Annotated in this window: 14 protein-coding genes; 8 read left to right on the top strand and 6 right to left on the bottom strand. The window is 62.1% G+C overall.

The window, feature by feature from the left end; translation table 11 throughout:
* Nucleotides 1-73: 73 nt before the first annotated feature.
* Nucleotides 74-343 (bottom strand): hypothetical protein, encoded by a 270-nt coding sequence (locus P3T24_RS27565; RefSeq protein WP_429439594.1) that lies wholly within the window; start codon nt 341-343, stop codon nt 74-76.
* Between the two features lie 241 nt (nt 344-584).
* Here P3T24_RS27565 and P3T24_RS27560 point away from each other — a divergent pair, with 241 nt between their 5' ends.
* Together P3T24_RS27560 and P3T24_RS27555 are read left to right on the top strand one after the other, a co-directional pair.
* Entirely contained in the window at nt 585-2417 is a 1833-nt protein-coding gene (locus P3T24_RS27560; RefSeq protein WP_429439592.1) for a tetratricopeptide repeat protein, read from the top strand.
* The gene (locus tag P3T24_RS27555; RefSeq protein ID WP_429439589.1) at nt 2383-2562 is read left to right on the top strand and encodes a hypothetical protein; all 180 of its coding nucleotides are present in this window, start codon (nt 2383-2385) and stop codon (nt 2560-2562) included. Before P3T24_RS27560 ends, P3T24_RS27555 begins: the two co-directional genes overlap by 35 nt.
* Here the strand turns inward: P3T24_RS27555 and P3T24_RS27550 are convergent.
* Nucleotides 2559-3062, bottom strand: a complete 504-nt coding sequence (locus P3T24_RS27550; protein ID WP_429408771.1) for an OmpA family protein — start codon at nt 3060-3062, stop codon at nt 2559-2561. The two genes, P3T24_RS27555 and P3T24_RS27550, sit on opposite strands and share 4 nt — an antisense overlap.
* A gap of 239 nt (nt 3063-3301) precedes the next feature.
* Here P3T24_RS27550 and P3T24_RS27545 point away from each other — a divergent pair, with 239 nt between their 5' ends.
* Complete coding sequence (locus tag P3T24_RS27545; RefSeq protein ID WP_429439587.1) at nt 3302-3982, top strand: chorismate--pyruvate lyase family protein; 681 nt, start codon at nt 3302-3304, stop codon at nt 3980-3982.
* Between the two features lie 5 nt (nt 3983-3987).
* Complete coding sequence (locus tag P3T24_RS27540; RefSeq protein WP_074265407.1) at nt 3988-4524, top strand: DNA-deoxyinosine glycosylase; 537 nt, start codon at nt 3988-3990, stop codon at nt 4522-4524.
* Between the two features lie 15 nt (nt 4525-4539).
* Here P3T24_RS27540 and P3T24_RS27535 read toward each other — a convergent pair whose 3' ends face one another.
* Entirely contained in the window at nt 4540-5235 is a 696-nt protein-coding gene (locus tag P3T24_RS27535; RefSeq protein ID WP_074265406.1) for a mobilization protein, read from the bottom strand.
* A gap of 236 nt (nt 5236-5471) precedes the next feature.
* Between P3T24_RS27535 and P3T24_RS27530 the strand changes: the two genes are divergently transcribed.
* From P3T24_RS27530 to P3T24_RS27515, 4 genes are all read left to right on the top strand, one after another.
* Complete coding sequence (locus P3T24_RS27530; protein WP_429439584.1) at nt 5472-6386, top strand: spermidine synthase; 915 nt, start codon at nt 5472-5474, stop codon at nt 6384-6386.
* A gap of 166 nt (nt 6387-6552) precedes the next feature.
* A complete protein-coding gene (locus tag P3T24_RS27525) occupies nt 6553-6792 on the top strand; it encodes a DUF3311 domain-containing protein (RefSeq protein ID WP_074265405.1) in 240 nt (79 codons plus the stop codon).
* Nucleotides 6789-8339 carry a monocarboxylate uptake permease MctP gene (gene mctP, locus P3T24_RS27520; RefSeq protein ID WP_429408775.1) on the top strand — a complete coding sequence of 517 codons (1551 nt, stop codon included), beginning with the start codon at nt 6789-6791 and terminating at the stop codon, nt 8337-8339. The genes P3T24_RS27525 and mctP overlap by 4 nt, the downstream gene beginning before the upstream one ends.
* 102 nt (nt 8340-8441) lie before the next feature.
* Nucleotides 8442-9593, top strand: a complete 1152-nt coding sequence (locus tag P3T24_RS27515; protein ID WP_429439581.1) for an FUSC family protein — start codon at nt 8442-8444, stop codon at nt 9591-9593.
* 77 nt (nt 9594-9670) lie between these two features.
* Here P3T24_RS27515 and P3T24_RS27510 read toward each other — a convergent pair whose 3' ends face one another.
* From P3T24_RS27510 to P3T24_RS27500, 3 genes are all read right to left on the bottom strand, one after another.
* Nucleotides 9671-10090 (bottom strand): VOC family protein, encoded by a 420-nt coding sequence (locus tag P3T24_RS27510; RefSeq protein WP_074265403.1) that lies wholly within the window; start codon nt 10088-10090, stop codon nt 9671-9673.
* A 202-nt stretch (nt 10091-10292) separates the two neighbouring features.
* Nucleotides 10293-11246, bottom strand: a complete 954-nt coding sequence (gene tal, locus P3T24_RS27505; RefSeq protein WP_429439578.1) for a transaldolase — start codon at nt 11244-11246, stop codon at nt 10293-10295.
* Between the two features lie 236 nt (nt 11247-11482).
* The gene (locus P3T24_RS27500; protein ID WP_429439576.1) at nt 11483-12703 is read right to left on the bottom strand and encodes a benzoate/H(+) symporter BenE family transporter; all 1221 of its coding nucleotides are present in this window, start codon (nt 12701-12703) and stop codon (nt 11483-11485) included.
* Nucleotides 12704-12767 lie beyond the last annotated feature (64 nt).

Below are 12767 nucleotides of genomic sequence, written 5' to 3'. Positions count from 1 at the left end.
CGTAGGTTTGAAAATAGGCTTAGGGAAATGCGCTGCTTCACGGCAGCGCATTTTTTTTTGCCGATGCAGCTACTTAACGTGCAGGTGCCTGATCGTGGCGACGAACCTGCGCGAGCACCGACCCGGCCAGTTCCCGCGCTTCCATACAGGCGTTGTGGTCGGCCAGCACCCGGGCTGCCAGGCTGCCAATAGCCGCGCTAGTCTGCTTCGCCGTGTGATGTTGCGCAAGCGCAGAACCCGCCAGTTCTTTTTCCAGATGCGATGAACTAGGCCGAGCGAGCACGACCGCAGCCAGATGCGCAATGCGATCAGATGTTTCTTTTAGGCTCTGATTCAATTTCATTTCCTTTGCGATTATTCTTAATGTGGATTAAAGAGGTGAGTCGCGTTCGGCCGAACGAAAATAAGTATGGTTTACTAACTAAAATTTATCAACGCGATTAATTTGAGATCTGAATATGAGATGCGCTAGCGCAAATTCGTCATATGCTGTGGCGCTCCGGCCCCGGACGCACGATCGATCTTGAAGGGATCTCTGTGTGTGACGGCCCGAGGTCTCATCGTCACCTTCTTCACTTTCTTCCATGTCCGAAACAAACGCAGTCACGCTGGATGATCCCGTTTATCTCGTGTGGTCCGCCCTTTGCGAGCTGGGTTTCGACGCCGCTCAGCATCGCGCAGTCGAACTGGCGCAAGACGGTGTGACACCGCAGATTCACGCGGACCTGTGCGCGAGCGCCGGGCAATTCGAGCAGGCATATCACAGTGCTTCGCTGTCAGGTGGCGAAACCCTCAGTGGCGGCCGCTATGCGCGGCTCGCGCTGTTTGCCGATGCGCTCGGCAAGCAGGATGTCGCAAAGCGCTACAGCGAACTGGCGGTGGGGGCGCAATCCGTTGAGGCGTCGATCCAATGGATTGTGTGGCTGATCGACTCGTGCCGGGCGCATTCGGCGGCAGCGCATATGCTGCGTGCTTACGGCCGGCATGCGCCTCAAGATGGGCGTGCGCCCTGGTGGCTTGCGATTGCGCTCTCGTCGATGCCGGGTCCTGTGGCGAGTGCGGAGCGACGCGAGGCGCTCTTGCGAGCCTATGCGCTCGATCCGGCGATTCATCCCGCGCTGCCGTTGCAACTGGCGCTGGCGTATCGCGAGATTCGCGATTGGGGCACGGTCGAACGTGTGTGTCGTGAGGTACTCGCGAAGCACCCGGCCGACGCCGAAATCTCCTGGCAACTGAGTCACGCGCAATGGCAGCGCAACGACGCCGCCGGCGCCGAGGCGACGATGCGCGCAGTCGACGCGGCAGCGCCAGGCAATGCGGCCGTTCTCGCCGCCATTGGTCAGTACCTCGCCGAGCAGGCGCGTTACGACGAAAGCGAAGCAATGCTGCATGCCTCGCTTGCACTGGACCCGGATGCCGCCTTGCCTGCCGTCGATCTGGCCGACCTGGAGTTGCGCCGAGGCGACTGGTCGGCAGCGTGGCCGCGTTTCGAAGCGCGCTTGAAACGCGACGATCGTGAGGTGAACAACATCGTTGCCTTGATGGCGAACCTGTGTCCGCGCTGGCGTGGCGAACCGCTCGCGGGCAAGACGCTCGTCGTGCATAGCGAGCAGGGCAATGGCGACGATATCCAGATGGTGCGGTTTCTCCCGGAGCTGGCAGCGCGTGTACACGACGAAGGCGGCCGGTTGGTGCTGGCAGTGCGGCGGGCGCTTGCGCCGTTGTTCCGGCGTTTTTATGCCGATTGTGTGTCGATCGAAGAGGGTCCGCTCGGCAAGCCCGACTTCGGTTTGCCGATGATGAGCTTGCCGCTCACGCTTGGTTTGCAACTGGAGCAGGTGCGCGGTGGGGCTTATTTGCAGGCGGATCCGCAGCGACTGGCGCATTGGCAGAAGAAGGTGAGGGTGGACGATGCGCCTTCGCCCTTGCTGCACGTTGGGCTCGTGTGGTCCGGCAGTCCGACGCACCGCCGCGACGCAAAGCGTTCGATTCCTCTTGCATCACTGGCGCCGGTTCTGGCGCTGCCGGGCGTCGTGTTTTATCCGCTCACGCCGGCGCTGAGTGCAGATGTGGCAGTCATGACAGCGCAGGGCTATCGCGTGCGTGATCTCACTGGTCGCTACGAGGCTGGCTTCGATGACGTTGCCGCACTTGTCGCTGCACTCGATGCCGTGGTGACTGTCGACAGTGCGCCGTTGCATCTGGGCGGCTCGTTAGGCCGTCCGGTACTGGCAATGCTCGATCATGTCTCGCACTGGTGCTGGGGCAACGCGGAAACGCAGCCCTGGTACGACTCGGTTCAGCTCTACAGGCAACCCGAACCTGGCGCGTGGGCGACGGTGGTCGAGCGGGTGGCGGCACGCTTGCGAACGATGGTGGAGCATGGAAGAACTCGACACGCTGATTGCTCGCGCTGACATCTATCTGGCGGCACATCAGACAAACCAGTCGATACAGCCATACCAGCACGCCGATGCGCTCGAGCGGTTGGCCCACGCATTGAACAGCGTCCACTGCTTCAGGGACGCCATCAACGTAGCGCGCGAGGAACTCGCTGCCTAGCGTCCCATCAACGTATCCATTGTCTCGCCATGCACGAGGATCTCGGTGCGCCGGTTCAGCGCGCGTCCCTCAGGCGTATCGTTGCTGGCTACGGGATTGTTGTAGGCGTTGCCCTTGGTGCGGATGCGCTCCGTGGCCACGCCGCGTGCCACCAGCGCATAACCCACCGCTGTGGCGCGTGCTTCCGACAGTTGCTGGTTGTACTCGAGCGTGCCGACGTTGTCGGTGTACCCTTCGACGAGGATCGGCTTCTTGCTGCGATTGAGCAAGACCGCCGAACGGTTGATGACTGCAGCCGCGTCGGGACGTATCTCCGACTTGCCGAAGTCGAACAGCGCAGTCTCAGGCAGCTTGACGGAGACGCCGCCGGCAACCGGTTTCACCTCGATGCCCACAGCCTGATTCAACGATGTCTCTTTGGCCCGATCCAGCGGCGCTGCACAACCGGCCAACACCAGCACGGCCATGGCGCACGCGCTTGCACTCAGGAATCTTCTCATCTCTAGTCTTCTCCTTTGGTATCTGATCACATGGCGCGTCCGCGACATATGAAAGAGCGGACCGCCGACTTCGTAACGCAGCGATCTTTTATCGTGCGGGGCGGTGAGCGGAGAATCGGAACAGTCCGAAAGCCGGAGATGGGTTGACGCAGGTCAGCCTGGAAGCGAGGTAGTGGGGAACCTTGTAAGCTGCGCGCTGAAAGGCGTATCCCTACACGGCGCCGTTATAATCCGACACCATGGCTATCCGTTTCGATGCCGCTGACGCCCATTGGCGCGTCGCGCCCTTACCCGGTTTCAGCCGGGACCAGAAAGACTGGCTCACCCGCGGTGGCTCGCTCACCGCGCATCTGCGCACGCTCGGCGCCGTTGCGGTGCGGGTCACACGCGAAGCGGTGGCGCTGCCATGGGCCGACGAGTGCGACGCACTTGGCGTTGAGTGCCGCGCACCGGTGTGGGTCCGTGAGGTGGTGTTGTCAGTGGACGGTACGCCGTTCGTCGCGGCACACAGCATTGCGCCTCTGGCCGCGAGCGTCGGTGTCTGGCAGGCCATGCGCAAGTTGCGCACACGGCCGCTGGCCGAACTGCTCTACAGCGATAGCAGCGTCGCCCGTTCGGCGCTAGTGAGCCGCCGGCTCACAGCGCGTCATCCGCTGTATCGGCTGGCTGCGCGCGAGATCGGTGAGGGGCATCGGCATCCGCAGGCGCTGGTTGCGCGCCGCTCGGTGTTCGAGCGTCATGGCGCGCCGCTGATGGTCACCGAGTGCATGTTGCCCGCCTTGTGGACACATCTGGTGTCTTCCACGGCCGAATTGTCTGGGCATGAACCGCAGCGCACCCACGTGCGCGAACACGGCCGGCCGCTTGAGCACACAGCGTCGCGTGCTCATCCGGTGCAGCGCGAAACCCGCAAGGGGTAGCTTGCATGACGACGCAAAAGCGCTGCTTTCCCCCCGTCGTGGATGCCAATACGAGAGTCTTGGTCTTAGGTAGTCTGCCGGGCGAAGTCTCGCTTGCGCAGTCGCAGTACTACGCGCACAAGCAGAATCGCTTCTGGCATCTGATCGGCGACGTGATTGGCGAGGAGGTTCACAGCCTCGATTACCTCGCGCGTCTGCAGACGCTGCTGCGTCATCGCGTCGGTCTCTGGGACGTCGTCGCGGAGGCGCAGCGCGAGGGAAGCCTTGATAGCCGGATCCGCAACCATGCCAGCAACGACCTGACGGCACTCGTTGAATCGCTGCCTCATCTCGTTGCGGTCGCGTTCAACGGCGGCACGGCTGCGCGACTCGGCATGCGAGCACTACTCGGCGCAGCCGGCAAGGTGGAGTTCATCAGCCTTCCTTCGAGCAGCCCCGCCTACACCGTGCCTTATACGGACAAGCTCAAGGCATGGGAAGCGTTGCGCGGCTGGCTGGTCGAGCCGTCCTCGCCCAAGGTCGTGCAGAGCGGTCGTACCTAGCCGGCCGCACCTAGCCTACACCCCGAGTTTCGCCAACTCGCCATACACGCGCTGCAGCCATATCTTCACGCGTTGCCGCTCCAGCAGACCAAGCCCTGTAGCAGCGCGGTCCGGATGATTGACCGCGGCCCAAAAGCTCGTGCTCTGCTGATCGATCTTCTGCATGGTCGTATCGGGCAGATGACGCAGGGTGATCACGCTGGCGCCCAATGCCTCGGCCCGCGCGCGTTCGCCGGATGCCTCCAGAATCTCGAAGCGATCGCCACGCACTTCGTTCAGAACGATCACCAGCTTGAGGCGCCCGCCGAACTGGTCGAGCCATTGCCGCAGCAGATCGACCGAATCGCGGCCGCTATCCATCACATGCCACCACGTCAGCGTGAGGCCACTTTCTTCGGCCACGGTTAGCACGTCTGAATCGTCGAGCCATTTGGCGAGCGGCTGTTGTGTCTGGGCGGCGAGGTCCACCAGAATGCGCCGCTGCGGATCTTCGAGTGCGGCTTCCATCACGGGATCGAGGCTGTCATGCCGGTCCAGCACCGCGGGCGCGGCGTAGTCGCCATAGAAGCGCAGCAACGCGCCATGCGAGCGGTCGGTGTCGAAGCCCAGAAACGGCACGTTGGTGTCGATGAAGTACTGCGCCAGCACGCGCGCGACGAGCGATTTGCCCACGCCGCCTTTTTCTCCGCCAATGAAGTGGATGTTGCTCATACTCGAGGATCCTTTGTGGTGGTGTGAGTCTGTCCTGACGACCGTATCAGGCTTCGATGACGGCGCGGCGAAATAAAGTTTCAAGTAATGTAAAGGCCGGATAGCGTGCGGGAAAGCAGATTGCGAACTGGCCGCACACGCTCTGCAAACAGGGTACATGGAAAAGAAATTCGGGTGCTGCGAATGCTATGCTCTCGTTCGACCAAAATATTGCGTCTCTGGCGCGACATCCTCACATGACGAAACTGATCAAGCGCGCTTCGGCCGAGGCCCGTGCATTCCGCAACCGGGAAGCCGAATCGGTCGCCACCCGGCAGAAAACTTTGCGGACAGGCAAGCGCGCGCAACGCGACGAAGACCTTGATGACGCGCCGCAAATCGAAGCGCCACGCAAGCCGCGTTTTGCCCCGGTGACGTTCTCGGAGGAAAGCGGCGTGCGCTATCTGCATTTCGGCACGGAGTGGGTGCAGGGCGCGATGCGTCTGCGCAAGCCCGATCACATCGAACTCGAATACGCGCAGCAGATGATGGCCTGGCTGCTGTTCCTCGAAGCGCCGAAGCGTATCGTACAACTTGGGCTGGGCGCGGCGGCGCTGACCAAGTTTGCGTATCGCTTCCTGAAGAGCTCGAACGTCGAAGCAGTCGAACTGAATCCGGCCGTGGTAATCGCCGCGCGCACGATGTTCCAGTTGCCGTCCGACGATGCCCGTCTTACCGTGCATGAAACCGATGCGTGGGACTTCGTCAACGATCGCATGAACCACGGCACTATCGGCGCGCTGCAGATCGACGTCTACGATGCGACAGCGCGCGGTCCGGTGCTCGACAGCGTGGCGTTCTACCGCGCGGTGCGTGCGTGTCTGACTGACGCGGGCCTCGTGACGGTGAACCTGTTCGGCGATCATCCGAGCTTCGTGCGCAACATGAAGCGTATGAACGAGGCCTTCGACGGCCGTGTGGTCGCGCTGCCCGAAGTGCATGACGGCAACCGCGTGGCGATTGCGTTTTCGGGCCCGGCACTTGATGTGCCGTTCACGACGCTCGAAGCGCGCGCCAGGCTGATCGAAGCCGAACTTGGCTTGCCGGCGCGTCAGTGGATCAAGGGTCTGCGGGAATCGACCGGGCAACACGGCGGGTCGTTCTCAATTTAGGCGGATGAGGCAAGCAGGCGTTGCGTCGGGGTCGCCCCGGCTTGACCGTACCTTTGCGACTCCTATACTCTTTCATTGCTTTCGGGTCGCCCGTGGCTTCTCCGGTATGGGGTTCATTGCCCGTCAACCACGGGACGCAAGTCAATAAAAGGAAAGAGGAGACGTCATGGCTCACGACGCCGACGCCAACAGAGCCAGCAAGCGCTGGCTCTGGTTGCTGTTGCTTCCCTGGATCGCGATGATCTGGGTGCCGTCATATAACAAGGTTGAACCGCAGCTGTTCGATTTCCCGTTCTTCTACTGGTATCAGCTGCTGTGGGTGCTGATCAGCGCGGTCATCACGGCGCTCGTCTACTTCAAGACCAAGCGGCGCGCACCGGATAGCTCGCAAGGGGGCGTTCAATGAATCCCGTCGCCACCTTTGTCTTTGTCCTGTTCTTCATCGGCGTCACGATTCTCGGCTTTATCGCGGCTCACTGGCGGCGCGGCGATCTCGCGCATCTCGAAGAGTGGGGCCTCGGCGGCCGGCGCTTCGGTACCATCGTGACGTGGTTCCTGCTGGGCGGCGACCTGTACACCGCCTACACCTTCGTCGCGGTGCCGGCGCTTGTGTTCGGCGCGGGCGCGACCGGCTTCTTCGCACTGCCTTACACGATCCTGATCTATCCGTTTGCTTTCGTCGTGTTCCCGAAGCTGTGGAGCATTGCGAAACGTCACGGCTACGTGACGTCCGCGGACTTCGTCAACGCGCGCTATGGCAGCCGAATGCTTGCACTGGCAGTCGCTTTGACCGGTATCGTCGCCACCATGCCGTATATCGCGTTGCAGTTGGTCGGTATCGAGGTTGTGATCGGCGCGCTTGGTTTCGACACCAGCGGTTTTGTCGGCGATCTGCCGCTCATCATCGCCTTCGCGATTCTGGCGGCCTACACGTACACGTCGGGATTGCGTGCGCCGGCCATGATCGCGGTGGTCAAAGACGTGTTGATCTATGTCACGATCGCGGCTGCGGTAATCGTGATTCCGCCGCAACTAGGCGGCTTCGGGCACATCTTCGCCGCGGTGCCGCCGGCCAAGCTGCTGTTGAAGGCGCCAGACGTATCGAACCTGAACGGCTACAGCGCTTATGCCACGCTGGCGGTCGGCTCGGCGCTGGCGCTGTTCCTCTACCCGCACTCGATTACGGCGGTGCTGTCCTCGAAATCGGGCAACACGATCCGCCGCAATATGGCGATGCTGCCGGCCTATTCGCTGGTGCTCGGCCTGCTGGCGCTGCTCGGCTTCATGGCACTGGCGGCGGGCGTGAAGGACATGCCGGAATTCGCCCCGTACTTCAAGGCCTTCGGCCCGAACTTCGCGGTGCCGGCGCTGTTCCTGCATTTCTTCCCGGCGTGGTTCGTCGGGGTGGCGTTCGCGGCGATCGGTATCGGCGCTCTGGTGCCGGCGGCGATCATGTCGATTGCAGCGGCCAATCTGTACACACGCAATATCCACAAGGAGTTCATCAACCGGCACATGACGGGTGAGCAGGAAACCAACATTGCCAAGCTGGTTTCGCTGCTCGTCAAGGTGGGCGCGGTGGCGTTCATTCTCGGCTTGCCGCTCACGTATGCGATCCAGTTGCAGTTGCTGGGCGGCATCTGGATCATCCAGACGCTGCCGTCGATCGTGCTGGGTCTCTACACGCGCATGCTCGACTATCGCGGCCTGCTGCTCGGCTGGGCCGTCGGTATTGCAACCGGGACGTGGATGGCGATCTCGCTGAAGCTCGCCGGTTCGATCTTCACGATCCACCTGTTCGGCCTTGCGATTCCCGGCTACGCGGCGGTGTGGTCGCTGATCGTGAACCTGGTGGTGTCGGTGGTGGTGAGCCTGCTGGTGCGCGCCGTCGGCATGAAGCACGCCGAAGATCGCACCAACCCGGAAGACTATCTGGACGTCGTCGAAAGCTGATCCTCCGAAGCCATCGTCCGAAAGCGCCCGCAACGAAAAATTGCGGGCGCTTTGCATTTTGGTGCAGGATAGCTACATCGCAGCTTCCGATTTCGCGCGACCATGTCCTCTGCCGATTCTGATTCCGAACGCGATCCCGTGATGCCGCGCCGCTCGAGCGCGAGCCGCATCCTCAGGGTTATCACCTCGCCGTATTACCGTTACCGGCACGCCAAGCTGCTGCATAGCGTGCGAGTGGGCCTTGCGATGATGGTGTCGATTCTCGCCTCCACCGGCATCAATATTCCGCATGGGATCTGGTCGTCGGTGACGCTGCTGGTGGTGATCGGCGGCTTGCAGCATCACGGCAACATTCGTAAAAAGGCCACCGAGCGCGCGGCCGGCACGATGCTTGGCGCGACCATTGGGCTCGTGCTGATCCTGCAGCAGAACCTGCTCGGCTCGCTGTGGCTGACCTACGTGCTGATGTCCGTCGTGGCGGGGATCTGTGCGTGGTACGCCATTGGCAAGGGAGGGTATGTCGGACTGCTGACGGCGATTACGATGTGCATCGTCGCGGGGCATGGCGACAATCAGATCGACACGGGCCTATGGCGCACGCTGAACGTGCTGATCGGTATTGCGATTGCGCTGGCGTTCTCGTTTGCGCTGCCATTGCATGCGACTTATTCATGGCGTTACCGGCTCGCGGAAAATCTGCGTGGCTGCGCCCGGACGTACACCCATCTTGTGAACGGTGCGCCGTTTGACGCAGACGAAGAGATCAAGACGTTTCTGGAGTTGAACGCGCGGCTGGTGCAGCTTCGTCCGTTGATGCCTTGGGTAGCCAAGGAAACCGGCGTGCCGCAGGCGAAACTGGAAGAGATCCAGCGTGTTCACCGCTCGATGCTGAGTGCGCTGGAAATGATGGCGACCGGCGCGCTGGCGCACGCGGACATTGCCGCGCGTGCGGCGTTCTCCCGGCAATGCAGTGCCGAGGCGCGCACGGTGCGCGCCATGCTGCTGGCGATGGCGCGCGGCCTGCGTTTCGGCGGTGCGGCGCGTTTTCTGGCGCCTCAGGTGGTGCTGGCCCGTGTGCCGGGCGGTACGCTGCCTGAGCACCTCGCCCCGGAACTGCAGGGGCCTTACTGGCTCGGCGAGCGGATGATCGAGCAGGTCGACCGCTTGCGGGCCTTGCTGCTCGAAACGGAGCCTAACTGGAATATCGAGCGGCACGGCACGGCCGCCCGTGTCGCCGCGGCGAAGCCAGGCTGAGCCGTGTGAGGCGTCGCTTCGCCTTGCTGCCTCGTCACCTGCAAGGGCAGCGGCAGGCGCGTACTTTCGGTGGGTGCTCAGTTGGGTTGTTCGGGGGCCATCACCATCCAGCCGATCCCAAACTTGTCGGTCAGCATGCCGAAGCCTTTGGTCCAGAAAGTGGCCTGCCACGGCATGTCGACCTTGCCGCCTTCGGCCAGGGCGTTGTACAGCTTCTCGGCGTGGGCGAGGTCGTTGCCAGTCAGAGTCAGCCTGAAACCGGTATGAGTGACGCTTTCGCTCATACAGTCGTCGGACATCATGAGGATGGTCGAGCCGAACTTGACCGAGGCATGCATGACCATGTCGGCGAATTTCGGATTGGGCGTCTGGTCAGGATTGGGCGGCGCGTCCTTGTAGTGCATCTTGAACTGCAACTCGGCGCCTAGCTTGTCGGTGTAGAAGCTCAGCGCTTCTTCACAGCGGCCTTCAAAAAATACGTAAGGCTGGATTTCCATGGTCGTCTCCCTGTCCCATGCAACTGATTGCGAAAGTGGTCACGCGCGCGACGCAGCCGCTGCCGAGGCAGACAAAACAACGCCACGACAAACGATTGTAGTCGTCTGTCGTGGCGTTGTTTGTGAAACCAGGTGAAATCCGCCGAAGCCGTGTTGACCGTCCCTGGAGAAGGGCCGGATGGCTCAGACGTACTTAACGCAGTTAGCGAAGTTCTTCGATCAGCTTTTCCAGCTTGACCGCATCGGCGGCGAACGCGCGAATGCCTTCGGCGAGCTTTTCGGTAGCCATGGCTTCGTCGTTGACTAGGAAACGGAACGACGATTCGTCGACCGGCACGCGTTCGATGTTCCCGCTCTGGCCCAGTTCCGGCGACAGTTTGCGCTCCACCTTGTCCGTGCTGTCCTGCAGCTTCTGCAGCAGATCCGGGCTGATGGTCAGCAGATCGCAGCCGGCCAGTTCGAGGACCTGACCCGGTGTGCGGAAGCTCGCGCCCATCACCTCGGTCTTGTAGCCGAACTTCTTGTAGTACGCATAGATGCGCCGCACCGAATGCACGCCCGGATCGTTCGCGCCGCCGTCTTTCGCTTCATCCCACGCGCTGCCGGCGTTCTTCTTGTACCAGTCGTAGATCCGGCCGACGAACGGCGAGATCAGTTGCGCGCCCGCTTCGGCGCAGGCAGCGGCCTGGGCGAGCGAGAACAGCAGCGTCATGTTGCAGTGGATGCCTTCCTTTTGCAGTTGCTCCGCGGCGCGGACGCCTTCCCACGTGGACGCGAGCTTGATCAGGATCCGCTCGCGGCCGATGCCGGCGGCTTCGTACAGCTTGATCAGTTCATGACCCTTTTCGATCGACGCCTTGACGTCGAACGACAGACGCGCATCGACTTCGGTCGAAACGCGGCCTGGGATGATCTTGAGGATTTCGGTGCCGAAGGCGATCAGCAGATTGTCGATGATCGCGCCCACCGGTTTCGACGCGTGATCGCGCACGGTTTTTTCCAGCAGCGGACGGTAGTCGGCCTTCTGTACGGCCTTGAGGATCAGCGACGGGTTGGTGGTCGCGTCCTGCGGTTTGTACTGGGCGAGTTGCTGGAAGTCACCGGTGTCGGCGACGACGGTCGTGAATTGCTTGAGTTGATCGAGTGCGGTAGTCATGTCGAGCCTTTAGGCGCACAGGCGCAATAGTCCAAAAGGTGGAGGTCGCCGCAAAGGCCACTGGAGCGGATGCTCCGGTGCCCCTGACTGCAGCATTTCACGCTGCGGCATTCCTCATGATATTGCCGGGGAATGCCGCCCGATACTTCTATTCTATGGCGGATCGGTCGCTGCGGCTTTTACATGTGCATTTGCCGATCCTTTCAGCCTTCGCCACGCCTGGCCTCAGCTTTCGTTCAGGGCCGCCTCGCATTCAGCACGAGTTGCGTGAGCACGCCTGCCACCAGGCCCCAAAATGCCGAGCCGATCGACAGCAGGGTCAGGCCGGAGGCGGTCACCATAAAAGTGACGAGCGCGGCCTCACGCTGTTTGAGATCCTGCATGGCGTTGGCGAGTCCGCTCATGATCGAGCCGAACAGGGCCAGCGCCGCTACCGAAACCACCAGCGCCTTGGGCAGCGAAGCGAACAGTGCAGCAATTGTCGCGCCAAAGATGCCGGCGATCAGATAAAAGACGCCCGCCCAGACGGCGGCGGTGTAACGCTTGTTACGATCCTCGTGAGACTCTGGGCCGGTACAGATGGCTGCCGTAATGGCCGCAAGATTGATGCCGTGCGAGCCGAACGGCGCGAGCAGCAACGAAGCGATGCCGGTGGTGGCGATCAACGGCGCTGACGGCGTCGTATAGCCGTCGGCGCGCAAGACGGCAATCCCCGGCACGTTCTGCGAGGCCATGGCGACGACGAACAGCGGAATGCCGATGCTGATGATCGCCGCAGCCGAGAACGCCGGCATGGTCAGCACGGGCTGCGCGAGCGCCACATGAAAGTGGCTGAAGTCGAGCAGGCCGAGGCCGCCGGCCACGGCGGTGCCTACCACCAGCGTCGTCACGATCGCATAGCGGGGCGCGAGGCGCTTGAGGACGAGGTAGGTGAAGAACATCGCCAGCACCAGCGCGGTTTGGAATTGCGCGGCTCGGAAAATTTCGATGCCGATCTCGAACAGGATGCCGGCCAGCAGCGCCGAGGCGATTCCGGCCGGAATCTTTTTCATCAGCGTGTCGAACCAGCCAGTCAAACCCACCACCGTGAGCAACAGCGCGCAGACGATAAACGCGCCGATCGCCTGCGGATATACCACGTGCGGCAGCGACGACACCAGTAGCGCGGCCCCTGGCGTCGACCATGCAATCACGATCGGCGCGCGAAAGCGCAGCGACAGGCCGATCGTGCAGAGCGCCATGCCGATCGAAAGCGCCCAGATCCACGAGGAAATCTGCGCATCGGAGAGATGCGCGGCCTGACCTGCCTGGAACATCAGTACGAGCGAGCTGGTATAGCCCGTCATCATGGCGACGAAGCCTGCCACGAGCGTCGATAGCGAGGTGTCCGCGAACGGCCTCAGGCGCGAGGGCCGCGGTGTCGAAGGGGACAACTCGGGAGAGGAGGGCGAACTCATGCAGAAGGTCTCAGTTTTCTTATGGGTGAAGGTCAGGCTGGTGCAGCTTACTGGCGTGGCTGGC

The organism is Paraburkholderia sp. GAS33 (assembly GCF_050436645.1).
GTDB lineage: Bacteria > Pseudomonadota > Gammaproteobacteria > Burkholderiales > Burkholderiaceae > Paraburkholderia > Paraburkholderia phenazinium_B.
The sequence above is the reverse complement of the archived record's forward strand: the minus strand, read 5'-3'. Positions and strand labels throughout refer to the sequence as shown.

Excerpts from the sequence above, each read along its gene's own strand:
- P3T24_RS27515 (WP_429439581.1), top strand. The coding sequence starts at position 8,442 with ATGTCCTCTGCCGATTCTGATTCCGAACGCGATCCCGTGATGCCGCGC.
- P3T24_RS27530 (WP_429439584.1), top strand. The coding sequence starts at position 5,472 with ATGACGAAACTGATCAAGCGCGCTTCGGCCGAGGCCCGTGCATTCCGC.
- P3T24_RS27550 (WP_429408771.1), bottom strand. The coding sequence starts at position 3,062 with ATGAGAAGATTCCTGAGTGCAAGCGCGTGCGCCATGGCCGTGCTGGTG.
- P3T24_RS27525 (WP_074265405.1), top strand. The coding sequence starts at position 6,553 with ATGGCTCACGACGCCGACGCCAACAGAGCCAGCAAGCGCTGGCTCTGG.
- P3T24_RS27560 (WP_429439592.1), top strand. The coding sequence starts at position 585 with ATGTCCGAAACAAACGCAGTCACGCTGGATGATCCCGTTTATCTCGTG.
- P3T24_RS27555 (WP_429439589.1), top strand. The coding sequence starts at position 2,383 with ATGGAAGAACTCGACACGCTGATTGCTCGCGCTGACATCTATCTGGCG.
- P3T24_RS27540 (WP_074265407.1), top strand. The coding sequence starts at position 3,988 with ATGACGACGCAAAAGCGCTGCTTTCCCCCCGTCGTGGATGCCAATACG.
- P3T24_RS27565 (WP_429439594.1), bottom strand. The coding sequence starts at position 343 with ATGAAATTGAATCAGAGCCTAAAAGAAACATCTGATCGCATTGCGCAT.
- P3T24_RS27500 (WP_429439576.1), bottom strand. The coding sequence starts at position 12,703 with ATGAGTTCGCCCTCCTCTCCCGAGTTGTCCCCTTCGACACCGCGGCCC.
- tal (WP_429439578.1), bottom strand. The coding sequence starts at position 11,246 with ATGACTACCGCACTCGATCAACTCAAGCAATTCACGACCGTCGTCGCC.
- P3T24_RS27545 (WP_429439587.1), top strand. The coding sequence starts at position 3,302 with ATGGCTATCCGTTTCGATGCCGCTGACGCCCATTGGCGCGTCGCGCCC.
- P3T24_RS27535 (WP_074265406.1), bottom strand. The coding sequence starts at position 5,235 with ATGAGCAACATCCACTTCATTGGCGGAGAAAAAGGCGGCGTGGGCAAA.
- mctP (WP_429408775.1), top strand. The coding sequence starts at position 6,789 with ATGAATCCCGTCGCCACCTTTGTCTTTGTCCTGTTCTTCATCGGCGTC.
- P3T24_RS27510 (WP_074265403.1), bottom strand. The coding sequence starts at position 10,090 with ATGGAAATCCAGCCTTACGTATTTTTTGAAGGCCGCTGTGAAGAAGCG.